The 22,641-nt window shown below is 56.0% G+C and carries 16 protein-coding genes and 1 pseudogene; 7 read left to right on the top strand and 10 right to left on the bottom strand.

Translation table 11 applies throughout. The annotated features are described in order from the left end of the window. Nucleotides 1–80: 80 nt before the first annotated feature. Nucleotides 81–1,136: a tetratricopeptide repeat protein gene (locus KGB14_RS06400; protein WP_223484910.1), complete on the bottom strand. Its 1,056-nt coding sequence runs from the start codon at nucleotides 1,134–1,136 to the stop codon at nucleotides 81–83. Nucleotides 1,137–1,211: 75 nt separating this feature from the next. Further along, nucleotides 1,212–1,328 (bottom strand): annotated as a pseudogene (locus KGB14_RS06395) (bestrophin); the annotation flags it as partial. 126 nt (nucleotides 1,329–1,454) lie between these two features. Here KGB14_RS06395 and KGB14_RS06390 point away from each other — a divergent pair. The 3 genes from KGB14_RS06390 to KGB14_RS06380 are packed head-to-tail and all read left to right on the top strand — an operon-like array spanning nucleotide 1,455 to nucleotide 4,762. Then, nucleotides 1,455–3,602, top strand: coding sequence for an FUSC family protein (locus KGB14_RS06390; protein ID WP_223484907.1), 2,148 nt, complete (start codon nucleotides 1,455–1,457; stop codon nucleotides 3,600–3,602). Further along, nucleotides 3,592–3,792: a DUF1656 domain-containing protein gene (locus tag KGB14_RS06385; protein ID WP_223484905.1), complete on the top strand. Its 201-nt coding sequence runs from the start codon at nucleotides 3,592–3,594 to the stop codon at nucleotides 3,790–3,792. The genes KGB14_RS06390 and KGB14_RS06385 overlap by 11 nt, the downstream gene beginning before the upstream one ends. A gap of 4 nt (nucleotides 3,793–3,796) precedes the next feature. Then, nucleotides 3,797–4,762 carry an HlyD family secretion protein gene (locus KGB14_RS06380; RefSeq protein ID WP_223484903.1) on the top strand — a complete coding sequence of 322 codons (966 nt, stop codon included), beginning with the start codon at nucleotides 3,797–3,799 and terminating at the stop codon, nucleotides 4,760–4,762. Between the two features lie 221 nt (nucleotides 4,763–4,983). Here KGB14_RS06380 and KGB14_RS06375 read toward each other — a convergent pair whose 3' ends face one another. Genes KGB14_RS06375 through mexE form a run of 3 tightly spaced genes read right to left on the bottom strand, consistent with a single transcriptional unit; the run spans nucleotide 4,984 to nucleotide 10,850 of the window. Then, nucleotides 4,984–6,405: an efflux transporter outer membrane subunit gene (locus KGB14_RS06375; protein ID WP_223484901.1), complete on the bottom strand. Its 1,422-nt coding sequence runs from the start codon at nucleotides 6,403–6,405 to the stop codon at nucleotides 4,984–4,986. Then, a complete protein-coding gene (locus KGB14_RS06370) occupies nucleotides 6,402–9,581 on the bottom strand; it encodes an efflux RND transporter permease subunit (protein WP_223484900.1) in 3,180 nt (1,059 codons plus the stop codon). The genes KGB14_RS06375 and KGB14_RS06370 overlap by 4 nt, the downstream gene beginning before the upstream one ends. A 15-nt stretch (nucleotides 9,582–9,596) precedes the next feature. After that, nucleotides 9,597–10,850 (bottom strand): multidrug efflux RND transporter periplasmic adaptor subunit MexE, encoded by a 1,254-nt coding sequence (mexE, locus tag KGB14_RS06365; RefSeq protein ID WP_223484898.1) that lies wholly within the window; start codon nucleotides 10,848–10,850, stop codon nucleotides 9,597–9,599. A 583-nt stretch (nucleotides 10,851–11,433) separates the two neighbouring features. Here mexE and KGB14_RS06360 point away from each other — a divergent pair. Continuing rightward, nucleotides 11,434–11,910, top strand: a complete 477-nt coding sequence (locus KGB14_RS06360; protein WP_223484896.1) for a cupin domain-containing protein — start codon at nucleotides 11,434–11,436, stop codon at nucleotides 11,908–11,910. Between the two features lie 217 nt (nucleotides 11,911–12,127). Here KGB14_RS06360 and KGB14_RS06355 read toward each other — a convergent pair whose 3' ends face one another. The 5 genes from KGB14_RS06355 to KGB14_RS06335 all read right to left on the bottom strand — a co-directional run bounded on the left by KGB14_RS06355 (nucleotide 12,128) and on the right by KGB14_RS06335 (nucleotide 17,549). Further along, the gene (locus KGB14_RS06355) at nucleotides 12,128–13,066 is read right to left on the bottom strand and encodes a carbohydrate kinase family protein (protein ID WP_223485046.1); all 939 of its coding nucleotides are present in this window, start codon (nucleotides 13,064–13,066) and stop codon (nucleotides 12,128–12,130) included. Nucleotides 13,067–13,196: 130 nt separating this feature from the next. Further along, the gene (locus KGB14_RS06350; RefSeq protein WP_223484894.1) at nucleotides 13,197–13,835 is read right to left on the bottom strand and encodes a nucleoside/nucleotide kinase family protein; all 639 of its coding nucleotides are present in this window, start codon (nucleotides 13,833–13,835) and stop codon (nucleotides 13,197–13,199) included. A gap of 164 nt (nucleotides 13,836–13,999) precedes the next feature. Further along, nucleotides 14,000–14,926: an ABC transporter substrate-binding protein gene (locus KGB14_RS06345; RefSeq protein ID WP_223484892.1), complete on the bottom strand. Its 927-nt coding sequence runs from the start codon at nucleotides 14,924–14,926 to the stop codon at nucleotides 14,000–14,002. 44 nt (nucleotides 14,927–14,970) lie between these two features. Beyond that, complete coding sequence (locus KGB14_RS06340) at nucleotides 14,971–15,993, bottom strand: ABC transporter permease subunit (protein ID WP_223484890.1); 1,023 nt, start codon at nucleotides 15,991–15,993, stop codon at nucleotides 14,971–14,973. After that, nucleotides 15,990–17,549, bottom strand: a complete 1,560-nt coding sequence (locus KGB14_RS06335) for a sugar ABC transporter ATP-binding protein (RefSeq protein ID WP_223484888.1) — start codon at nucleotides 17,547–17,549, stop codon at nucleotides 15,990–15,992. The genes KGB14_RS06340 and KGB14_RS06335 overlap by 4 nt, the downstream gene beginning before the upstream one ends. A 517-nt stretch (nucleotides 17,550–18,066) precedes the next feature. Here KGB14_RS06335 and KGB14_RS06330 point away from each other — a divergent pair. The 3 genes from KGB14_RS06330 to KGB14_RS06320 all read left to right on the top strand — a co-directional run bounded on the left by KGB14_RS06330 (nucleotide 18,067) and on the right by KGB14_RS06320 (nucleotide 22,543). Beyond that, nucleotides 18,067–19,077, top strand: a complete 1,011-nt coding sequence (locus KGB14_RS06330; RefSeq protein ID WP_008006387.1) for a LacI family DNA-binding transcriptional regulator — start codon at nucleotides 18,067–18,069, stop codon at nucleotides 19,075–19,077. A 335-nt stretch (nucleotides 19,078–19,412) separates the two neighbouring features. Next, a complete protein-coding gene (gene pgi / locus KGB14_RS06325) occupies nucleotides 19,413–21,077 on the top strand; it encodes a glucose-6-phosphate isomerase (protein ID WP_223484886.1) in 1,665 nt (554 codons plus the stop codon). Between the two features lie 239 nt (nucleotides 21,078–21,316). Beyond that, complete coding sequence (locus tag KGB14_RS06320) at nucleotides 21,317–22,543, top strand: maltoporin (RefSeq protein WP_223484884.1); 1,227 nt, start codon at nucleotides 21,317–21,319, stop codon at nucleotides 22,541–22,543. Nucleotides 22,544–22,641: the final 98 nt, after the last annotated feature.

Here is a 22,641-nt window from a genome sequence, read left to right as displayed (position 1 = left end):
TTGCGTTCGCGCGACGGCCCAGGATCAAAAGATCGCAGCCTGCGGCAGCTCCTACAGGGAACGCGATCTTTTGATCTTGATTAAAGCCCTTGCTGCAACGCCGGGTCATCCGGGTTGAGCTGCTCCAACTGCGCCAACAGGATCTGCACGTTCTGCAACTGTCCGCTTTCCTTCCAATAGTTGATCAACAGCACGCGGGCCTTGCGATCAGAGGGGTGACGCCGGACGATTTCCTGCAGCTGGTTCTGCGCCGCCTCCAGCTCTTGCTCGCCATGCAGCGTGGTGGCCAGGTCGTAGCGGTAATCCTTGTTGTCCGGCTCAAGTTCCACGGCTTTGGACAGCCCGAGCAGGGCGAACTCACTTTGCCCGTGATGCAGCAACCAGAGCCCCAGCGCATGCTGCAGGTAGGCCGAGTCAGGCTGGGCCTTTAACTGCTTAGCCAATAATTGCCTGGCGGCATCGCTTTGGCCCTGTTTATCCAGCACTTCGATCTGCATCACCAGTGCCGGCAGGTTGCCGGGCGCCAGTTGCAACGTGCGCTCCAAAGCCTGCTGCGCGTCCTTGAGCTCGGCATTGTGCAAGTGCAGGCGAGCCAGTTGATATTGGGTTTCGGCGCTTTCCGGTTGACGCTTGAGGACCTGTTCCCAAGCGTCGATGGCTTGCTCCAAGGGGCCGAAATACAACCCCAACTCATCCGGGGACAGGCCCAACAAGGCGTTGACCGCCGTAAACCTGACGCTGGGGTCGCTGTCATCGAGCAAGGGCCCCAGCAATAAACTGCGCTGTCCGTTAGGCACTAGCCCGCTGACGCTTTTGATCGCGGCGATGCGCACTTCCGCCGAGGGATGCTGCAGATCGGCATCGGCCAGTTTCATGGCTTGCGGGCTTGGGTAGTTGGGCAGTTCGGCATGCAACCAGATACGGCGCTTGACCGACAGGTCAGGACGACCCAATTGCTGGTAAAGCACCCGTGCCGCCCCCGGTTGACCCGCACGAGCCTGGGCCAGCGCTTCGCTGTAACCATGTTTGATCGCCTCCGGTACCGCAGGCGTCGTGTTGCGCAAAAAAAACCAGGCGAGGGCGAGGGCAAACAGGACGCAGAGGCTGATGAGCAGGTAGCGGCGGGACTGAGGCATGCAGGAATCCGGGGCTGGCAGACTTTTACAAAGTCATCAGCTTCGGTCAGGCAGGGCTACGAGTCAAACCCAAGCTCAGTTCAGCACGTAGTCGACGGGCTCAAGGGCGGGTGGCAACTCGGTTTGCCCCAACGCTGCCAGCACTTCGCGCTCCAGCGCGCGCAATGGCAGATCGTTCTCAAATTGGTATGGCTGACAGAATAATCGACAGGGTCTATCAATATAAGCGCGTCCATCGGCGAGTTTGCCTACAGGTTTTGTCGACACTGAAACCTGTCGAGGCACCGCAGCAATGACTACGCTTGCTGATAGGACTCGATGAGCGCTCCCATGCAACCGTTGCTTCAATACTTCAAGGCGATACTCAACCCCGGGCGAGAGGTACTGCTGTTCGCCCTGAGGACCATTGTGGCCGGCCTGCTGACGCTGTATCTGGCCTTCCTGTTCGACCTTGAACAGCCCAAGTGGTCGATCATGGCAGTGGTTATTGTCAGCCAGCCATTGGGCGGCATGGCCCTGGCCCGAAGTTTCGGCCAGGTCATCGGCACCACGTTCGGAGCGGCGGTGGCGGTGTTGATCATGGCGATCTTTCCCCAGGCACCCCTGCCTTTCATCCTCACCCTGGCCTTGTGGTTGGCATTCTGTACCGCCGGCGGCACCTTGTTGCGCTACACCAGTTCCCAGGCATTTGTTCTGAGCGGGTACACAGCGGTGGTTGTGGCGCTGCTGGCGGTGCCCGATCAGGCCGGCACGTTTCTGCTGGCGGTCACTCGTGTGACCGAAACGCTTTTGGCGGTGGCTTGCGTGTGCGTGGTCAGCCTTCTCACGGCGCGGCCGGAAGCTGTGGCGCGGGATTACTTCGCCAAGATCGATCAGGTCATCAAGCTGCTCGCAACCCACGCTGCCGCCGTCATCCGAACCGAAGAAAGCGAGGCCGATTTCCATCGGCGGCAGATGCAACTGCTCGGCGCAATCAGTGCTCTGGAGGGGGTACGTCGGCATTTATATTACGATGCGCCACGGTTGCGCAGCGCCAATAGTCTGGTGCAGTTGCTTGGCAATCAATTGGTGCTGCTGACTTCGCGGTTGACGGCCTTGCGTCACCAGCGGTTACTGCTCACCGAACGCTGGGAAGGTGCACTGCCGGAAGAGATACAGCGTTTGCGCGCCGAAGAACTGGCGTTTCTCGATGAATTGGCCCTGCAAGGGCGTTCACTGTCGAGCGAGGCGCGGCACCATTTCGCCGCGCTGCAACAGCGTTTCGAAGATCAGGCCTACAAGGCCGAACAACTCACCGAGACGATGCCGGCCACCCTGCGTTCATTGGCCTGGGCACTGCGCTGGGAGCAGGCACGGATGTTAGAGCAACTGGGGCAGGTTCTGGAGCTGAGCGACGCAATTCAGGAAGGGCGTGAAGCCAGTTGCGTGTTCCGTGGCCAGGAAAATCCGCTGCATCTGGACTTCACATTGGCGGCAATGAATGCAATCCGGGCATTTTCCGCGTTGCTGGTGGCCGGTCTGATCTGGATCGAGACCGCTTGGGACGGTGCCCGTGGCGGCATGATTGTAGTGGGCATTCTCTGTTCGCTGATGGCGACTTTTCCGCGGCCGTTGCTGGCCGCGCAAAGCTTTGCCAGGGGGCTGGGTCTGGCCTTGGTGGTGTCGGCGCTCTATCTGTTCATGCTGGTACCGATGATCAGCGACTTTGAGTTACTTGCCTTGTTGCTTGTCCCATTGCTGTATGCCGTCGCGGTGGGGCTGGCCAGTCCGTCAACCACTGGCACAGGCATTGGTCTTGGACTGACGACAATGCTGTTGCTGGGCCCGCAAAACGCAGGCATCGGCCAAAACAGTGCCATTCAGTGGTTCGAGTTTGCCGGTGCGTATATCAGCGCCGCCGCGCTGGCGCTCAGCGTCTACGCCTTGATCTTCCCGTTCAGGCCAGCTTTGCGGATACGCCGGCTGTTCAATGAAAGCTGCGAGCAGGTCTACGCTTTGCTGAAGACGCCGGCCACCGATGAACAGCAATTTGCGTTTGAAAGCCGTATGGTCGATCGCCTGACCATGATGTTGGGACTTTTGCCGGCTACCCACGACAAGCATTCCCGGGAGCTGTTCGAAGTCAGCCTCGGTTGCATGGCGCTGGGTGTGGCTTTGAACCAGCTCAGGCAACAGGGGCAAAGCAACACGTTGTTGAGTACAGAACAACAAAACCGCTTGCTGGCTGCCGTGCGTGAAACAGGACGATTGATCGCCGGGCGACCCGGGATCGACCTTGAGCTGTTGCTCGGGAACTTGCGTGTCTTGGGCGATGAAATGGACGACTTGCATTTAGACGTTCACGAACACCTGTGGTCGGTATTCAGGATGCGCGTGGCGTTGTTGATCGTGGTGTCGTTTCTGGAGCGACATCGCAAATACTTTCAACCCGCCCAAACGGAAGGAGAGCTGGCCCTTGCCCATTGATTTTGAATTGGGTGGCGTCTACTTGCCGCCGATTGCCCAGGCGTTACTGCTGGCCCTGCCGATTTTCCTGCTGCTGGACTGGGTCTTGCGCCGCTTAGGTGTGCTGCGTTTTGTCTGGCATGAGGCCTTGTTCGAAGGTGCGTTGTACGCCTGCGTTTGCGCGACGCTGATTCTGGTGATGGGAGCTTGATGCTTTGAAGAAGATCCTTGCCCGACTCGTGACTGTGGCAGTGGTATTGCTGACCTTTGTGCTCGGCTGGTTCGCCTGGGAACATTACACCCGCGCGCCCTGGACTCGGGATGCACGGGTTCGCGCCGATGTGGTGACGTTATCCGCCGATGTCGCGGGGCGCATCGTCAGCCTGGGTGTTCAAGACAACCAGCATGTTGAGAAGGGCCAGTTGCTGCTGGAGATCGACCCGGCTCGTTACACGCTGGCAGTGGAGCATGCCAAACGTTCGGTGGAAGTCGCGAAAGCCACGCTTGGCCAGTCCGAAGCGACGATTGTCGCCAGCGAAGCGCTGCTCAGGCAACGCGAAAGCGAAGAACGTCGCCGTCGAACCCTCAAACAGCGTTTTGCGATCTCCGGCGAAGAATGGGAAAAATCCAGTACCGAAGTGGCTGTGGCGCAGGCGGATCTGTTGCGTAATCAGGCCAATCTGGGCCTGGCACAAGCCAACGTGCAGCTGGCGATCGCCGCATTGACCCAGGCCGAACTGGACTTGCAACGCACGCGGGTCACCGCGCCTGTCAGTGGTTACGTGACCAACCTGCTGACTCGTCAGGGCGATTACGCCAGTGCCGGGGGGGCGTTGTTGGCGCTGGTGGACAGCGACTCGTTTTATATCAGCGGCTACTTTGAGGAAACAAAGCTGCCGCGAATCGAGGAGGGCGACCGGGTCAGGGTCGAGTTGATGAGCGGCGAGACCTTCGGCGGCACCGTGCAAAGCATCGCTTTTGCTATCGCCGATCGCGAGAACTCCCCCGGCAGTCGCCTGCTGGCCAACATCAACCCCAGTTACACCTGGGTCAAGCTGGCGCAACGGGTGCCGGTGCGGATTCAGATCGATGCCGACTATGTCGCCAAAAACCGCCTGCGTGCCGGGACCACGGCTACCGTGACCGTTGAAAAACACCGAGATAACGAGACCGCCCACTAACCCCCTGTAGGAGCTGCCGAAGGCTGCGATCTTTTGATTTTGACGGACTTGGAGCCGCCGAAGATCAAGATCGAAATCAAAAGATCGCAGCCTTCGGCAGCTCCTACAGGGTCGGGTGAAGCTGACAAAAAATCGGCATACAAAAAAAACCCCGCGACCGAATGAGGTGCGGGGCAAAAAAATTGGTTGGGTTGCGGCCAACCAAAGGGGCTCTTAAACCATTACTTGCTGGCGACTGTCTCTGGCTGCCAGCCGCCGCCGAGGGCTTTGTAGATCGCGACGATGCCGCGATACAACTCGACTTCGGCCTGGGCCTGGGTGTCTTCCGCCGCCAGGCGCTCACGCTGGGCATCGAGCAGCACGAGGAAGTCCGCCGTGCCTTCGCGGTAGCGAATCTCCGCGAGGTCGGCAGCGGCGCGGCTTGATTCGCTTTGACGAATCAGCGAGATCAGACGCTGTTGGCGTTTGCCGTAGTCGCTGAAGGCGTTTTCCGACTCTTCCAACGCCAGCAGTACTTGCTGCTCGTAGGTCGCCAGTGCGCCTTCGGCTTCAGCATCGGCGCCGCGCAAACGAGCGCGTACGCTGCCCAGGTCGAACGCCGCCCAGGTAATGCTTGGGCCCAGCGCCCAGGCGTTGGCTGCCGAGGAGCCGATCTGCGAACCGCGCCCGGCAGTGAAGCCGAGGAAGCCGCTGAGGCTGACCCGTGGGAACAGATCTGCTTTGGCCACGCCAATCCGCGCGGTGGCCGAAGCCAGTTTGCGTTCGGCACTGAGAATGTCCGGACGACGTTGCAGCAATTCACCCGGATCACCGATCTGCAGGGCCTTGGCGATGGCCGGCAAGTCTTTCGGACTCAAGTCTACGGTCAGCTTGTCCGGACGTTCACCCAACAGGGTGGCGATACGGTTTTTCTGCCGAACCTGCTCGGCCTGCAGTTGCGGCACGCTGGCTTCGACAGAGGCCAGGCGCGCATCGGCGCGGACCACGTCCAGCTGATCGCCGACACCGGCATCACGCAGGCTTTCGGTGATCTTGCGCGATTCCTGCTGGTTGTTCAGGTTGGCCAGGGCGATCTTTTCCCGCAGTTGCGCACCGCGCAGTTGGCCATAAGCGTCCACCAGTTCGGCAATCATGGTGACTTGCAGTTGGTAAAGATCGGCCTCGGCCGCCTGCTGTTCGGCGTCGCTGGATTCCAGGTTGCGCTGGATACGACCGAACAAGTCCAGTTCCCAGGCCATGTCCAGGCCCAGGTCATAGCGTTCACTGTTGACGCGTTTAGTGGTCTGGCCGGGAATCTGCCCTTTGGCCAGGTCACTGCTTGCGCGGCTGGTGATGGTTGGCATGGCGTCATTGCTGACGTCATCGCGAATCGCCCGAGCCGCTTTCCAGCGGGCGAAGGCCACGCGCAAATCACGGTTGCCTTGCAAGGATTGCGTCACCAACTGGTTGAGGGTCGGATCGTCGAACTGCTGCCACCAGATGCCTTCGAAACGAGCGCGGTCGAAGTTCTTCTGACCGGCGCTGCCATCGGTGGCGGCCGTGATGTTGGCCGCCTCCGTAGCTGGGGTTTTGTAGTCCGGGCCGACGGCACAGGCACTCAGGGCCAGTACCAGAAGGCTTGGCAGGAAGGCTTTCAGGCTCATTGTTGCGCCTCCAATTTCAGCGCCTTGGCTGCTTTGCGTTGCTCACCGCGCTCCACAAAGTTGCGAATCAGTACGTAGAACACCGGCGTCAGCAACAGACCGAAGAAGGTCACCCCGAGCATCCCGGAGAACACCGCCACACCCATGGCATGGCGCATTTCGGCACCGGCACCGCTGGAGAAGACCAGAGGCACAACACCCATGATGAACGCGAAGGAGGTCATCAGGATCGGCCGCAGACGCAGACGGCAGGCTTCCAGTACCGCTGCCAGCGGGCCGAGGCCTTCTTGCTGTTTGTCCTTGGCAAACTCGACGATCAGAATCGCGTTCTTACAGGCAAGTCCCACCAGTACGATCAAGCCGATCTGGGTGAAAATGTTGTTGTCGCCGCCCGAGGCAATCACACCGGTAATGGCCGACAGCAGGGTCATCGGTACGATCAGGATCACCGCCAGTGGCAGGCTCCAGCTTTCGTACTGCGCCGCGAGCACCAGGAACGCCAGCAATACGCAGAGCGGGAACACGAACAACGCGGTGTTGCCGGACAGAATCTGCTGGTAGGTCAGGTCGGTCCACTCGTAGGTCATGCCGTTGGGCAATTCGTCCTTGAGCAGTTTCTCGATGGCTTTCTCGGCCTGGCCGGAGCTGTAGCCGGGGGCGGCCGCACCGTTGATTTCAGCGGTGATGAAGCCGTTGTAGTGCATTACCCGGTCCGGGCCCGAGGTGTCGCTGACCTTGATGAAGGTCGCCAGCGGGATCATCTCGCCCCGGTTGTTACGCACTTTCAGCTGACCGATCTGGTCCGATTCGAGGCGGAACTGCTGCTCAGCCTGAACGTTGACCTGGTAGGTGCGACCGAAGCGGTTGAAGTCGTTGGCATACAGCGAACCCAGATAAATCTGCAGGGTGTCGAAGATGTCGCTGACGGCCACGCCGTGGGTCTTGGCTTTTTCCCGGTCGATGGCAGCATCGACCTGCGGCACGTTCACGGTGTAGCTGGTGAACAAACCGGCCAGTTCCGGCACGCTGCGGCTTTTGGTGATGATGTTCATGGTTTCTTTGTACAGCTCGTCATAGCCCAGGTTGCCCCGGTCTTCGATCTGCAGGCGGAAACCACCAATGGTCCCCAGGCCTTGTACCGGTGGCGGCGGGAAGATCGCCATATAGGCTTCCTGAATCCCGGCGTACTGGCCGTTCAATGCACCGGCAATCGCACCGGCAGACATGCTCGGATCCTTACGTTGGTCGAACGGTTTCAGGGTGACGAACACGATGCCGGCGTTCGGGCTGTTGGTGAACCCGTTGATCGACAGGCCCGGGAAGGCCACCGCGCTTTCCACACCAGGCTGTTTCAGGGCCAGGTCGGACATGCGCTTGATCACGTCTTCGGTACGGTCCAGGCTCGCGGCGTCCGGCAATTGCGCGAAGGCCACCAGGTATTGCTTGTCCTGGCCGGGTACGAAACCGGTCGGGGTGCTGGAGAAACCGAAGAACGTCAACACCATCAGGCCGGCATACAACAACAGGGCAATGCCGCTGCTGCGGATAACCCGGCCCACGGTGCCGACATAGCCGTGGCTGGCCTTGTCAAAGAAGCGGTTGAACGGACGGAACAACCAGCCACCGAAGATTTTGTCCAGAACCTTGGAGAAACGGTCCTTCGGCGCGTCATGGCTTTTGAGCAACACGGCGGCCAGCGCCGGCGACAAGGTCAGTGAGTTGAAGGCCGAGATCACGGTCGAAATCGCAATCGTCAGGGCGAACTGTTTATAGAACTGCCCGGTCAAGCCGGAGATGAACGCGGCCGGGATAAACACCGCACATAGCACCAGCGCGGTGGCAATGATCGGACCGGTCACTTCGCGCATGGCACGCTTGGTGGCTTCTACAGGGGTTAATCCGAGCCCGATGTTTCGCTCGACGTTCTCCACCACCACAATCGCATCGTCGACCACGATACCGATGGCCAGTACCAGCCCGAACAGCGAGAGGGCGTTCAACGAGAAGCCGAACAGGTGCATCACGGCAAACGTACCGATCAGCGAAACCGGCACCGCCACCAGCGGGATGATCGAGGCGCGCCAGGTTTGCAGGAACAGGATCACCACGAGCACAACGAGGATCAGCGCTTCGAAGAGGGTGTGAACCACCGCCTCGATGGAACCGCGCACGAAGATCGTCGGGTCATAGACGATGCTGAAATCCATGCCTTCCGGGAAGTTCTTCTTCAGCTCGGCCATTTTCTCCCGAACGTCGTTGGAGATCTGGATCGCGTTGGAACCAGGGCGCTGGAAGATCGGGATCGCCACCGCCGGCTGGTTGTTCAGCAAGGAACGCAGGGCGTATTGACTGGAGCCGAGTTCGACGCGAGCGATGTCTTTCAGGCGAGTGATTTCACCATTCTCGCCGGAGCGAATGATGATGTTCTCGAACTCTTCTTCGGAAACCAGACGGCCTTGGGTGTTGATCGACAGCTGAAAGCTTTGGGCATTCGGGGCAGGGGGCGCACCGAGAGCACCGGCCGCTACTTGACGGTTCTGTTCACGAATCGCGGTGACCACATCGGTGGCGGTCAGGTTGCGCGAAGCAGTCTTGTTCGGATCGAGCCACACCCGCAGCGAGTAATCGCCCATCCCGAACAGCTGCACATCACCGACACCGCCCAGACGCGCCAGCTCATCCTTGATGTTGAGCAAGGCGTAGTTGGACAGGTAGAGCATGTCGTAGCGTTTGTCCGGCGAGGTCAAGTGCACAACCATGGTCAGGTCGGGCGACGCCTTGTCGACGGTAATACCGATGCGAGTCACTTCCTCGGGAAGCTTCGGCTCGGACCGGGTCACGCGGTTCTGCACCTGCACCTGCGCGTTGTCCAGGTCGGTGCCCAGGGCGAAGGTGATGGTCAGGGTGATCTTGCCGTCAGCGGTGGACTGCGAGGACATGTACAGCATGTTCTCGACGCCGGTGATGGCTTGCTCCAAAGGAGCGGCCACGGTTTCACCGATGACTTTAGGGTTGGCGCCCGGGAAGTTGGCACGCACCACAACGGTCGGTGGCACCACTTCCGGGTATTCGCTGATCGGCAACTGGAACAGCGAGATGGCGCCGGCGATCAGGATCAGCAGCGACAGTACCGCTGCAAAGATCGGCCGTGAAATGAAGAATTGGGAAAAATTCATCGGAGTAGTTGTCCCTTAACCGCGTGGAGTCGCAGCAGCCACTTTCACAACCGTACCCGGCGCGACCTTGGCAGGTGCGACTTGGGGCAGGTTGCTGGCTTCCAGCGCTTGACGTTGTTGTGCGAGAGCCGCGAGGGTTTCCTGGCTGGCCATCGGGATCACTTCAGGGGTGACCGGTGAACCAGGACGAACCCGCTGCAAGCCCTTGACGATGATGGTGTCGTCTTTGTTCAGGCCGCTACGTACGATGCGCAGACCTTCGATCTTCGGACCCAGTTCGACGGGGCGGTAAGCCGTTTTGTTGTCGGCATCCATCACCAGAACGAATTTTTTCCCCAGGTCGGTACCGACCGCTTCGTCGTTGATCAACACCGCGGAGTAAGTACCGCTGCCCACCAGTTTCAGGCGTGCGTAAAGACCCGGGGTGTAGGTGCCGTCGCTGTTGTCGAACACCGCACGACCGCGGATGGTGCCGGTCTTTGGGTTGACCTGGTTGTCGACGAAGTTCATCTGGCCCTGGTGCGGGTTGCCGTCTTCATTCGACAGGCCCATGTAAACCGGGGTGGTGGCGCCGCGTTGACCCTGGCGGGCGAGCTGGGTGTATTTAAGGAAGACACGCTCGTCGGCGTCGAAGTAGGCGTAGACCTTGTCGGTGGACACCACGCTGGTCAGCGCGGTGGTATCGGCGGTCACCAGGTTGCCGGCGGTGATTTCCGCACGGCTGACACGGCCACTGATGGGCGCGGTGACACGGGTGAAGCTCAGGTTCAGTTTGGCCAGGTCCAATTGTGCCTGGAGGGCGCCGACGGCGGCGCGAGCTTCTTGAGCGGCGCTGGTACGCGAGTCCGCGAGTTCGGCGGAAATCGCGTTGCTGGTACGCAGGCGTTCGCCACGCTGGGATTCGTTTTCGCTGCGGGTGGCCGTGGCACGGGCTTGGGCCACCAGGGCTTCGAGGCGGCGGACCTCCGCCTGGAATGGACGCGGGTCGATCTGGAACAACAGATCGCCTTTCTTGACCAGCGCGCCTTCGGTGAAGGCCACGTCATCGATCTGACCGGAGACCCGTGGACGAATCTCTACCGTTTCCGGCGCTTCAAGACGCCCGGTGAATTCGTCCCACTCGTTGACCGGTTGTTCCAGCACCTTGGCCACGCTGACTTTGGCCGCGGGCATCGTGGCGGCAGCCCCCGGAGTCTTGCCGCAGGCGCTCATCACCAGCACGGCCAACAGGGCCAAAGGGAAGCGCAAATGTTTGAGTGATTGTTCCATGGATGCATCCGCCAATGTATTGAGATGGACGGATGATGCTTGGCGAGGATGTATGGCACGAATCGAATGAGGCGAAGGTAACTATCATTCGGAATGATATCAGCTCAAAGCGAGCTCTCTAGCATGCACCTTCCATCAGTGGGCTATCAAATGAAATGATGACAAATCAGTGTTGCAGTAAGTGCAAAGGACTGGCTGAAACCGTGTCTCGGTTTTCGCGGGAAAGCCTCGCTCCCACAGGAATTACGGTGCTAATGAAATTCCCTGTAGGAGCGAGGCTGTAGTTGGGAGCGTACGCATTACCCGTGCCAGTGAATGAGCATTTCATGATCTCGCCGGGATATTCCGTGGCGTTGACGGCGTTCGTGGGGCTGTTTGATTCAGCCAATTAGCGGTGTCGGACAAAATTGAGAACGTGTTCCCAAGGGTTGTATCTCAACGTATCTCCTATGTAGTCAGCTAACTACACATACAAAAGCACGCCTTTCTCGACACGTGACAGATACACCGCGGCCGCTAAATGGAGTTATTGCACAAGCGGCCCCTGTCACGGTCTTTGCCGTGCTTAACCTGGAGAAGATCAATGTCTCGTTTCAATACCCGTAAAACTGCTGGCTTTTTTGGTGCAGCCCTTGCTACTGCCGTGACTTTCGCCGCATTCGCAGGCGTGGCATATGCCCAAGAAGTAAAGACCTCGGCTGAACCTGCCCATGAAACAGCAGCGGCAAAAAGCTGGCAGACCGGACTCCATCGCACGGATCTTGTAAAGCGTGATCTCAGTGTTTCCGATCGTGAAGTGATTCAGGTTCGCGTCGATTTCGAACCGGGCGTCGCAGCACCTAAGCATTCTCACCCTGGTGTGGAAGTGGCGTACGTAATCAGCGGCACCTTCCAATATCAGCTGGAAGGGCAGCCAACTGTGACGCTCAAAGCCGGTGATTCGTTGTACATTCCTGAAGGTACCGCGCATATCGCCACGAACATCGGCACGACCACTGGGGCTGAACTGGCAACCTACATCGTGAAGAAAGATACTCCGCTGGTAATTTTGTCGAAATAGGCAGTGCCTGCTGACTGCCTGGTGGGCACGACTTTCAGGCAAGAGGCAAGAGTCAAATTGGAATGACGGGACTCCATCGGCATTCGCTGTGGTACCGCGCCCGTGCATTGAAATACGGATCTCCCACAGTAAATGTGCGTACTCCTGTGGGAGCGGTGCGGCGACCCGACTTGCCCGCGAAGACTGCAATGCCCGCGACACAGATCCTGACCAGATATCAATCCAACTGATGCCGATACGGCAAGTCCGGCCCGGTCTTGCCGCAGGTCAGGGCAGCGGCGCTGACGGCGAAGGTGAGCATCGCGTCGATCTGTTCGCGACTCAAGCGCTGCAAGCCCTCCACCGAATCCAACTGCTGTTCGGTCAGCCAGGCGATCAATGCCGCCTGGAAGGTGTCGCCGGCGCCCACGGTATCAGCCATCACCACGGCGCAGGCCGGTACCGACCAGGTGCCATGGCGGCGGCTGAATACCGTTGCTCCCTGGCTGCCACGGGTAAGGAATACCAACTGACAACGGTGTTCCAGCCAGCCTTCGATCACGCTCTGCGGATCACGCTCGGGGTAGAGCAGGTTCAGGTCCTCGTCGCTGACCTTGATCAGGTCGGCATGCTCGACCAGAGTATTGATACGTTCGCGCCACAGTTCGATATTCGGTTCTGGGTTGAGTCGCACGTTGGGGTCGAGGCTGATCAGGCGTTTGCCGCTTTCCCGGCGGACCAGGGCCAACAGGGTGTCGGCAATCGGCTGCACCACCAGCGAGAACGAGCCAATATGCAACCCACGCACCTCAGCGCCTAACTCAGGTAAATGCCCCGGCAACAGCTGGCGATCGGCGCAGCCTTCGCCTCGGAAGCTGTAATGCGGCGAACCGTCGGCACCGACGGCGACCATCGCCAGGGTGGTCGGTGCGTCGAAATCCTGCAGGTAGTCCGGGCGCACGCCTTCCTCCTGCAACACTTGCTGTAAACGCCGGCCGAGGTAGTCGCTGGACAGTCCGGCGAATAGCGCCACGTCGATGCCCAGACGGCGCAAGCCGACGGCGACGTTGAACGGCGAACCACCGGCAATCGCTTTGTAGTTCACTTTTGAAGCTTGAGCGTTGACGTCGTTTTCACTGAAGAAATCGAACAGCGCTTCACCACATACCAGATACATAGTCATTTGCTCTTTAAAGGTTCGCTACAAGTTGTTGATAGCGTTCGTAGGCCTGTTAGCGTTAAAAAGCTAGCCAAGCAAAGCGCTTGGTTAACGCGTGATTTTTTCTCAGAAGAGAGGAAGTGGGATCTTAATTTGTGATCGTGAAGTCAGCGATATTGCTGGCCGAAATCACAATGTCGGCATTCGGAAGGTCGTTGCGATGAACTTTTTCATAGGAAGTAGACTCATCGAAACCCAATGATCGCCATCGATCAAGCAGGCGCGCTTCCAGGGTTTTGCGGTCAGCCTGCAGCATGATGGTGGCGTCAAAACAGTCTCTTAAGGACGACCATGGGGCGAGGTCTAATAGAAGGTAGTTTCCTTCCACGATGAGATATTTCACGTCAGAGGAAATCAATTGTCCTGCAGCACGGGATATCTCCAGGATTCGATCGAATACCGGAACGGCAACCGCTGGTTCGTTGTTCGCACGAAGCCGTAGCAGCAGACTCCTGAAGCCACCCACATCGAATGTATCAGGTGAGCCCTTACGATCTAAAAGGTTCAAGGATCCAAGAACCGCGTCATCGTAATGAAAGCCATCCCCGGGAACGACAGCTGCGCTCCCCGGCATAACGCTATTAAGAGCCTCTACCAAGGCCTGAGAGACGGTGGACTTACCGGCACCAGGCGGCCCCGCTAGCGCAACGACAATTCGATTCCCAGACAGAGCCTTAACGTAGTTGAGTAGCTCTGTGCTTACTATTTGTTTTGTTTCGGTAAACATGCAAAGTCTCTCGTCAGCAGCCGTCGCTCAGGCGTCCCACAGGTTCGCCCTCTAGGGATTTTCATGCCGTTCGGCTGCTGCGAGCATCTCGCAGCAGCCATTCCCCGCATTACAGAGGGTGGCTAGAGACCCGATGTCACTTGACTCAACCGCTTAGTGGTCGGTCAGTGGTCAGCTTGCCAGCCTTTGTACTCCATGACATTAGTCCGGGTTACAAGTGAAGGTTGAAGCAGTACCGTTGTGCTTTCCAAAGATTTGCCATTCAACAGGTCATAACCCATCGTTACGGCCTGTTGTGCCTGGCCCCAAGGGGATTGAGAGGCGGATGCCTGGATCTGTGTATCGCTTTTGAGCGCAGTCTCTATATCGGGAGCTCCATCCACCGATGCGATAATGATGCCTTTGCGCTTGAGTTGTTTTGCCGCCAAGTCTGCACCTATGGCCTGGGGATCATTGATCGCGAACACCGCGTCGACTTTTGCAAAGCGAGTCAAGTCGCCTTGCATCACGCTGTAGCCACCTTCGCGCGAGCCTTTGGCATCCTGATTATCAGACAGTATCTTGATATCAGGTGTTTGCGCGAAAACACTCTTACAGCCATTGACTCGGTCCAGGACTGCTGAAGTCTGCGTACCATTCTGGATAATAACGTTACCCTTGCCACCCAGCTTCTCAGAGATGTACTGACATACAATCCTGCCGGCTTCGACGTTATCGGTTTGTACCGTGGCGTTGGCACCTTGCACCATGACATCTACGCCCACAACCACTATGCCTGCCTTCCTTGCTTTCGCAATCGCAGGTGCGATTGCGACAGGGTCGACGGCGTTGACAAGAATCAAGTCCACGCCCGAAGAAATGAAGTTATCGATTTGAGTGAACTGCTTATTCAAATCGTAATCTGCCGACACTGAGATAAATTTTGCGGCTGGATTGATATGCAGTGCCTCGGCTTTGGCGCCATCTACCATCGCTACAAAATAAGGATTACCCAGCGAGCCAACAGTTATGCCGACGGATTTCAACTCTCGCGCCTGAGCGGTGCTGAATGCCAGTAGTGTACAAACAGCGGTAAATATTATTTTTTTCATGAGCACTGTCTCTTGTTATTGGAGTGTGGGGGGTTATATATGATTCAGGTTCGTGCACCTGACTGCCGAAAGCGATCGAGGGCTACCGCTCCGATAATGACAACACCTTTGATAATGTATTGCCAGATATCCGAAACTCCCAGCAATATCAGGCCATTGGAAAGTGTAGCGATAATCAGGGCGCCAATTAGCGTACCGACGATAGTGCCGACGCCTCCTGTAAAGCGCGTACCTCCCAGAATAACGGCGGCGATAGCGTCGAGTTCATAAGACTGTCCCATTTGCAGTCCGTTAGCAGCCATCAGTCGGGCGGAAGTCATGATGGCCCCCACGCCCGCCAACAAACCGGACAGGGCATAAGTAAATAACAGGACTTTCCAGACTTTGATTCCCGACAACCGTGCGGCCTCAGGATTACCGCCCACTGCGTAAATCTGTACGCCTAACACCGTACGTCGAAGAATAACCCACGAAAGAGTAACCACGACTACCGCGATTACAACCAGCCATGGCACCCCGAACAACGTATCGTTTCCAATGTAAGCAAAGGACAGGTCGGGATTGAAAACCGTTTTGTCTTCGCCGATGAGGCGTGCGATTCCACGCATCGCAGTTAAACCGCCTAGCGTGACGATAAATGCCGGTAGCTTTCCAAACGCGACCAATACACCATTGACGAGCCCTAGCAGAAGTCCGACTCCAAGCCCCGCTGCAATGGCCAGGGGAGCAAAGCCCGGAACTTGCGATACCAATAGCGCCACTACTGCGGAAACAGCCAGAATCGAACCAACCGAAAGGTCGATTCCACCGGTCAAAATCACGAAAGTCAGACCTGACGCCAATACCACATTGATAGAGGCTTGCTGACTGATGATTGAGAAATTCTGAACCGAGAAAAAGCTCTCGCTCATCAGGCCAAAGCCCACACAAAGGAGTAACAATACGGGCAGCATGCCCGCCACTCTCATCAATTGGCGCATTTTATCCTGCGTGGAAACTCCGGCGATGCTTCGTACATCAGGCGCGGTGAAGTCACTTGCTACTTTGCTTTGCAGTGGGGAAGTCATTGGACTAAGTCTCCGTTGGCTAGAGTCAACCTGTCGCTGCCTGTGGCAGACGCGATAATGGCTTCAGGTGTGATATCAAGACCGCTGTGGCCACCGAGTTCGGTGACAAGTTTACCTTCACACATGACCAATACACGGTCGGCAATTCCAACGATCTCTGGTAGTTCACTTGAAATTATCACTACGCAAACGCCGGATGCTGCTAATGCATTGATGATTTTATATATTTCTGATTTAGCCCCAATGTCGACACCCGATGTAGGCTCGTCGAGGAACAATACCCTGGGCTTCATCTCCAGCAGACGAGCCAGCAAAACTTTTTGCTGGTTGCCTCCAGACAGCGCTCCAACATTGATATCTGAGGACGCTTTGATATTGAGTGCCTGGATTGCTTGTTCGGTACGTCCAGTTCCGGCCGTTCGATCCACAAACCCCGCAAGTCGAGCATCACTTCCCACAACACATACATTGATATTGTCGTGGACACTCATGTCGAGAAAAAGGCCCAGTGCTTTGCGGTCTTCTGTCAGATAGGCGATGCCTGCATTACCTGCATCGCGAGGAGAGCGTATGACTACAACTTCGCCGTCCATTTCAATCTTTCCGCCTGAGTGTGCATCGATACCTGCGATTAATCGGGCAAGTTCGGTTCTCCCTGAGCCCACCAGTCCTGCAATCCCGAGGATTTCGCCGGCATACAGATCGAAACTGCAATCTTGAATATTGAAGTCATCTGTAAGATTGCGAACACGTAGTATCGGTTGCTCGTAAGAGCACAAAGAACGCTCATGGGCGTAGAAGCCGGAAACATCGCGGCCAACCATCATCCGGACCAGGGTTTCAGCTGACAGCGTGACGCGATCCAGCGAACCAACGTAACGACCGTCCCGGAGCACCGAAACAAAATCGGACAATGCGTATATCTCGGCCATTCGATGGCTGATATAGATGATCGCGACGCCATCATCACGTAGCTGCCGAATCAATGTAAAAAGACTTTCGGTCTCTTTTGTGGATAGTGGGGTTGTAGGCTCGTCCATCACCAGGATTCGCGTATCGGCATGAATTGCCCGCGCGATTTCAACAAGTTGTTGGTCCGCAATCGACAAGGTGCCGACCAGTGCATGCGGATCAAATGTGACGCCAAGTCGCTTTAGTACTACGAGCGCGCCTTCGGTCATTGCCTTGCGGTTTATAACGCCACATCGACGAATCTCTCTACCCAGGTAGATGTTCTCCACCACGCTCATATTTGCGCACAAGCTGAGCTCTTGATAGATGACGGATATGCCATGGCGCTTCGCATCGTTCACGCCATAGTTTCGAATATCACATCCGTCGATTCGTATAGTGCCACTGTCGGCGACATAGGCCCCCGATAGTATTTTCATCAGAGTGGATTTTCCGGCGCCGTTTTCGCCCATTAGCGCGTGGATTTGTCCGGGGAAAATACTGAGGTCAATGTCATGCAGGACGCGCACCCCATTGAATGACTTCGAGATGGAATGCATTTCCAATAGGGCAGGAGGGGGGCTTTCAGATCCAGTGCTCAGCATAGCTGTTAACTCCTTATCTACCGATTTGAGAAGCAGGTGAAACCTCTCATCGGTGTTCTTGTTTGAGCAACATAGTCGAAAGGAAAGCGCTTGCGCAAGCGCTTTCCTTTTCGTTCGAGGAATTCTCCAAAAAGCACTTCAACGTCCATCCCCTAGGGAAGCTCCGATCAAAGAGCACATGAAAAGGATGTTAGAAAAGCGCTTGCGCAAGCGCTTTCGTCTCGGCTATGCTTTTTTCAACAAGCGCTGCTGCGTCCATCAATTGGTTCGCAGGATGATCGCTACGATAATAAAAAGGAGTGCCCGGCTATGCTGCATAGCGGATTCCACCATCTCGATTCACAGACTTCAGATGCGCTGCGCATCTCGCTGGGTCTTTCACGAAATTGCGGGCTCGCCCCGGCATCAATTCCGAGAGCCATCGACGCATTTTCTCGCCGTGAGCTTTACAATAGGTAGCAACTGGACATGAGTTCAGCGCTATCCATCAAATCACGTGAGAAAGGAGTGATGCACAGTGGGCGCAAAGATGAGCGATGTCGCGAGAGCCGCGAACGTATCAATGTCTACGGTATCTCATGTTCTCAACGGTACTCGTAAAGTACATCCTGACACCGTCCGTAGTGTGAATCAGGCTGTAGAGTCCGTAGGCTATATTCGAAACTCACTCGCTCGGTCTCTGGCTCGCTCCTCTTCGGGTTCGGGTGCGATCGGCGTGGCGATTGCTACGCTTTCAAACTATTACTTCAGTGAAACAGTACGTGCCATCGAAGCGGCATGCGCGAAAAGCGGTTTGATGATGATACTGGTCAATACGCAAAGAGATCCGGAACAGGAACTCAAAGCGGTCAAGGCACTGCATGAGCGACGTGTTGACGGGATTGTACTCGCTTCGGAATATGATCCAGAAAATCGAGTATTTAATTACTTAAAAGCCAACAAGATACCCACGGTTCTCATCGATCGACTTCTCTCGACGTCTTTTGATCAGGTGGGGGTAGAGAATAAGCACTCCTCTCAAGAGTTGATTGCACATTTGATTAAGCTGGGTCATCGGCGTATCGGGATGGTATCCGGACGATTGACCCAGTCTTCTTCTCATGAGCGAATTGACGGCTACCGTGCGGCTTTAGCTGACGCTGGAATTGAGTACGAAGATCAATTGGTTTGCTGTGGTGAATCGGCGATTGCGCCGGCAATGGAAGCCACTCGCCATTTGCTATCGCTAGAGCACCCGCCCACCGCAATAATGACTGCAAACAACTTGATGACCATTGGTGCAATGCAGGCCCTTCGTGAAGCGGGGCTTGAGGTGCCAAAGGATATCGCGTTGGTTGGCTTTGACGATTTCGACTGGGCGGATGCTTTTAGCCCAAGATTGACAGTTGTAGCGCAACCTCTCGAGGAACTCGGAGCCCAGGCTGTGAAGCTTTTATTGAAGCGTATCAAGCAACCTGAGGGTAGACGTCAGACTATTAGATTGAAACCTTCTTTAATTCAGCGAGATTCATGCGGCGCTCCCAAATGACTGTACTCAGGGTTTCGTCCTGAGGATCTAGCGGTGCAGACGTGAATTATTTGACGCTTGTTCACGTCTCGCCGCCTGGATAACTTTGAGACTAAACGACTAGCACCTGGTTTTCATTTGTCGTGCACGTATGTGTATGTTTTCAGTGTTTTCTGCTTGAGTGCCCCGCGTTCGGTTTTGTTTTTCTTCAGGTAATTGGTTGTAACTACAAAATGCAGGGCTTATTCCTGTGATGGCGCTTCTGCGTTCGCAGAATTACGAAATGCTTAAATTTGAATGGCAAGACAAGAGTCGATTTAGACGGCACAAGCCATATTGGCGAAGAGGGGCTGGGCATGAATAACTACAACAAAACGAATGATGTAACTGCACTGCCGGCATGGCGCAATCTGCTCGACCATCGGGAGAGCATGAAAAATTTTAGTATGCGCGATGCCTTTCGAGATGACAGTAAACGCTTTCAAGACTTTTCCTTGGCGGGCTGCGGGCTTTTTTTGGATTACTCCAAAAACCTGATCAATCACGAAACGCGTTCATTACTTGTAAACCTTGCTCGCGAGACAGGCGTGGAACAGGCAGCGCATGCCATGTTCAGTGGAGAGAAAATCAACGGCTCCGAGGGGCGTCCAGTGCTGCATACCGCGCTGCGGCGTCCAGTGGGGGACGCGTTGATGGTCGATGGTCGCAACTTGATGCGCGATGTGCATGGCGCCCTGGCGCAGATGACTGATGTTGTGAGTCGTATCCATAACCATCTGTGGCGTGGTTACAACGACAAGGTCATCACCGATGTCGTAAACATTGGTATTGGTGGCTCATTTCTGGGCCCGGAGCTTGTCTCTGAGGCACTGGCGCCTTTTGCTCGGCATGGGGTGCGGTGCCATTATCTGGCTAATATCGATGGCAGTGAATTCCGAGAGGTTACAGCCGGACTGAACGTAGAAACAACGCTGTTTATCATCTCCAGCAAAACCTTCGGTACGCTTGAAACCTTGAAGAATGCACAAGCTTCTCGTAGCTGGTACTTGGCTAAGGGCGGGACGGAAGAGAAGCTATATCGCCATTTCATTGCTGTGACAAGTAATCGCCAGGCAGCGCTGGATTTCGGCATCCGTGAAGCAAACATCTTTCCTATGTGGGACTGGGTCGGTGGCCGTTACTCACTATGGTCTGCAATTGGCCTGCCGATTGCTCTAGCCATTGGCATCGCTAACTTCAAGGAACTGCTATCCGGCGCGTACGCTATGGATCAGCATTTCCTGAACGAACCATTGGAACAGAACCTTCCTGTTCTTTTAGCGGTACTCGGCGTTTGGTATCACAACTTTTGGGGTGCGCAAAGTTATGCTTTCTTGCCCTATGACCATTACCTGCGCAACTTCGTTAAGCATCTGCAGCAGATGGACATGGAGTCAAATGGCAAAAGTGTTCGTCATGACGGCACGCCAGTGTCCTGCACCACGGGCCCCGTAATCTGGGGCGGCGTGGGGTGTAACGGACAGCACGCTTACCACCAGTTGCTGCATCAGGGAACGCCTCTGATTCCAGCTGACTTCATTGTGCCTGTGGTCAGCCACAATCCAGTGGCCGATCATCAGGAATGGCTGTACGCCAATTGCTTGTCTCAAAGCCAAGCGCTGATGTGGGGCAAAACCCGCAGTGAAGCTGAGGCAGAGCTAAAAGCCAAAGGCCTTTCATCCAGTGAGATTGAACGACTGGCACCGCATAAAGTGATCCCCGGTAACCGGCCAAGCAATACAGTTGCTCTTGAGATCATCAATCCACATAGCCTTGGTGCGCTGATCGCCCTTTATGAGCACAAGGTCTTTGTCCAAGGCGTAATTTGGGGAGTCAACTCGTTTGATCAATGGGGCGTGGAACTGGGCAAGGAGCTAAGCAATAGCGTCCATAGCCTCTTGACTCGCTATGACGCGCAACAGGCTGATGACTCCTCGACGCAGGGGCTTATAGATTTCTTCCGAGGACGTCATCGGGGGTAGAGCCTCATAAGATTGGACGGGACTAATGCCTTATCGTTAGCTCGTCGTGGTCACTTTGCACTGCCTGGATTTTTCGCATGCTTTTGGTTCAGGTAATGCAGTGCCTTTTGTATTCCATTTAACTTGGTATTTCCCTGTCGGAAACCGGTGCGTGGAATTAGTCACGTATCTGAATCAAAACCATGCTGTTCGCGTTATCGGCCTTGTCCAATAAATATAACAAACCAAAGGTGTTATGAATGAACGTTAAAACTCTCAGCGCAGTTCTGGGTGCGTCCTTTGCTGTCGGCTTTTTGCCGGTTGATGCGTATGCAACAGACTTTAGTGGTTATTTCAGAACCGGAGTAGGAGATTCGACTCAAGGAGGGAAACAGTCGTGTTTTCAGCTACCGGGCGCGCAATCCAAATACCGTCTTGGCAACGAATGTGAGCAATATCTGGAACTGGACTTGCGTCAGGATCTGCTTTCACTGGACGACGGCTCGGTGGTCAGCGTGGAAGGCATGGCACAGTTTTACAACGAGTATGGCCATGAACCAAAATTTGACGGGGAGCACGGCTATACGCGGATGAGCCAGCTCTATGCTGAGTGGAGCAAGATGCCGGCATTGAATGGCGGTTCTTTCTGGGCGGGCCGTCGTTACTACAACCGAAACGACATCAATATTTCCGACTACTTCTACTGGAACCAAAGCTCAACAGGTTTTGGGTTCGATCAGGTCGCGTTGGGAGATCTGAAGTACAGCTACGTGCTCTCACGCAAGGACAACGTCTTCCAAAAGGATTTTGTTACCCGCCATGATGTGACTGTCAGCGGATTCAACACAAATCCCGGTGGCGAAGTTCAGCTGGGCGTCAGTTATCTGGACAAACCGAGCCGCGAGAATGCTCATCAGGGCTGGTCGGTGGTTGCCCAGCACAAGCAGGTCGCGTTTCTCGGCGGCGTCAACAAGTTCGCTGTTCAATACGGCCGAGGGCCGGGCACCGCATTGGGCTACACCGGTGATACCACGTTGGATGAGAGCAACAAGAGCTGGCGGCTCGTGGAGTTTTTCGACTGGCAAATGACTCATGCTTTCAGTGGTCAAGTTGAATTGGTCTATCAAAAAGACACGCGCCCTGATGGTGATGATCAGAACTGGTTATCCATTGGTGTTCGGCCAATTTATGCGTTCACGGATCAGTTCAAGTTGATCACAGAAGTTGGGCGCGACCAGGTTGAAGCCCCAGACGGTACCCGAAAACTCACTAAGTACACCATCGCGCCGACCTGGTCACCGAAGGGGCCGGGATTCTGGGACAGGCCGGAATTTCGTCTGTATTACACCTACGCCACCTGGAACAAGGCTGCGCAACGCGCCGCCAGCTTACAATCTCCGGGATCGGCGTTGTCTGATACCGGTGCGTTTGGTACAGATCTGCAAGGCTCCAACGTAGGGTTTCAGGTCGAGTATTGGTGGAAATAAATCCTGAAATGACAGTGCTGACAATCAGCCCGGATCTGCTTCAACAACTGCGGATAGCGAGGGCAATCTAACGCTTCTTCTCAAACAGAAGGGAGTGG

Source organism: Pseudomonas sp. A-RE-19 (genome assembly GCF_019956555.1).
In the GTDB taxonomy this organism is placed as follows: domain Bacteria; phylum Pseudomonadota; class Gammaproteobacteria; order Pseudomonadales; family Pseudomonadaceae; genus Aquipseudomonas.
This window is presented reverse-complemented; position numbering and strand designations above follow the sequence as displayed.

What these genes read in the sequence shown, in the direction of transcription:
- KGB14_RS06400 (WP_223484910.1), bottom strand. Translation starts at nt 1,136, where the DNA reads ATGCCTCAGTCCCGCCGCTACCTGCTCATCAGCCTCTGCGTCCTGTTT.
- KGB14_RS06390 (WP_223484907.1), top strand. Translation starts at nt 1,455, where the DNA reads ATGAGCGCTCCCATGCAACCGTTGCTTCAATACTTCAAGGCGATACTC.
- KGB14_RS06375 (WP_223484901.1), bottom strand. Translation starts at nt 6,405, where the DNA reads ATGAGCCTGAAAGCCTTCCTGCCAAGCCTTCTGGTACTGGCCCTGAGT.
- KGB14_RS06370 (WP_223484900.1), bottom strand. Translation starts at nt 9,581, where the DNA reads ATGAATTTTTCCCAATTCTTCATTTCACGGCCGATCTTTGCAGCGGTA.
- mexE (WP_223484898.1), bottom strand. Translation starts at nt 10,850, where the DNA reads ATGGAACAATCACTCAAACATTTGCGCTTCCCTTTGGCCCTGTTGGCC.
- KGB14_RS06360 (WP_223484896.1), top strand. Translation starts at nt 11,434, where the DNA reads ATGTCTCGTTTCAATACCCGTAAAACTGCTGGCTTTTTTGGTGCAGCC.
- KGB14_RS06355 (WP_223485046.1), bottom strand. Translation starts at nt 13,066, where the DNA reads ATGTATCTGGTATGTGGTGAAGCGCTGTTCGATTTCTTCAGTGAAAAC.
- KGB14_RS06350 (WP_223484894.1), bottom strand. Translation starts at nt 13,835, where the DNA reads ATGTTTACCGAAACAAAACAAATAGTAAGCACAGAGCTACTCAACTAC.
- KGB14_RS06345 (WP_223484892.1), bottom strand. Translation starts at nt 14,926, where the DNA reads ATGAAAAAAATAATATTTACCGCTGTTTGTACACTACTGGCATTCAGC.
- KGB14_RS06340 (WP_223484890.1), bottom strand. Translation starts at nt 15,993, where the DNA reads ATGACTTCCCCACTGCAAAGCAAAGTAGCAAGTGACTTCACCGCGCCT.
- KGB14_RS06335 (WP_223484888.1), bottom strand. Translation starts at nt 17,549, where the DNA reads ATGCTGAGCACTGGATCTGAAAGCCCCCCTCCTGCCCTATTGGAAATG.
- pgi (WP_223484886.1), top strand. Translation starts at nt 19,413, where the DNA reads ATGAATAACTACAACAAAACGAATGATGTAACTGCACTGCCGGCATGG.
- KGB14_RS06320 (WP_223484884.1), top strand. Translation starts at nt 21,317, where the DNA reads ATGAACGTTAAAACTCTCAGCGCAGTTCTGGGTGCGTCCTTTGCTGTC.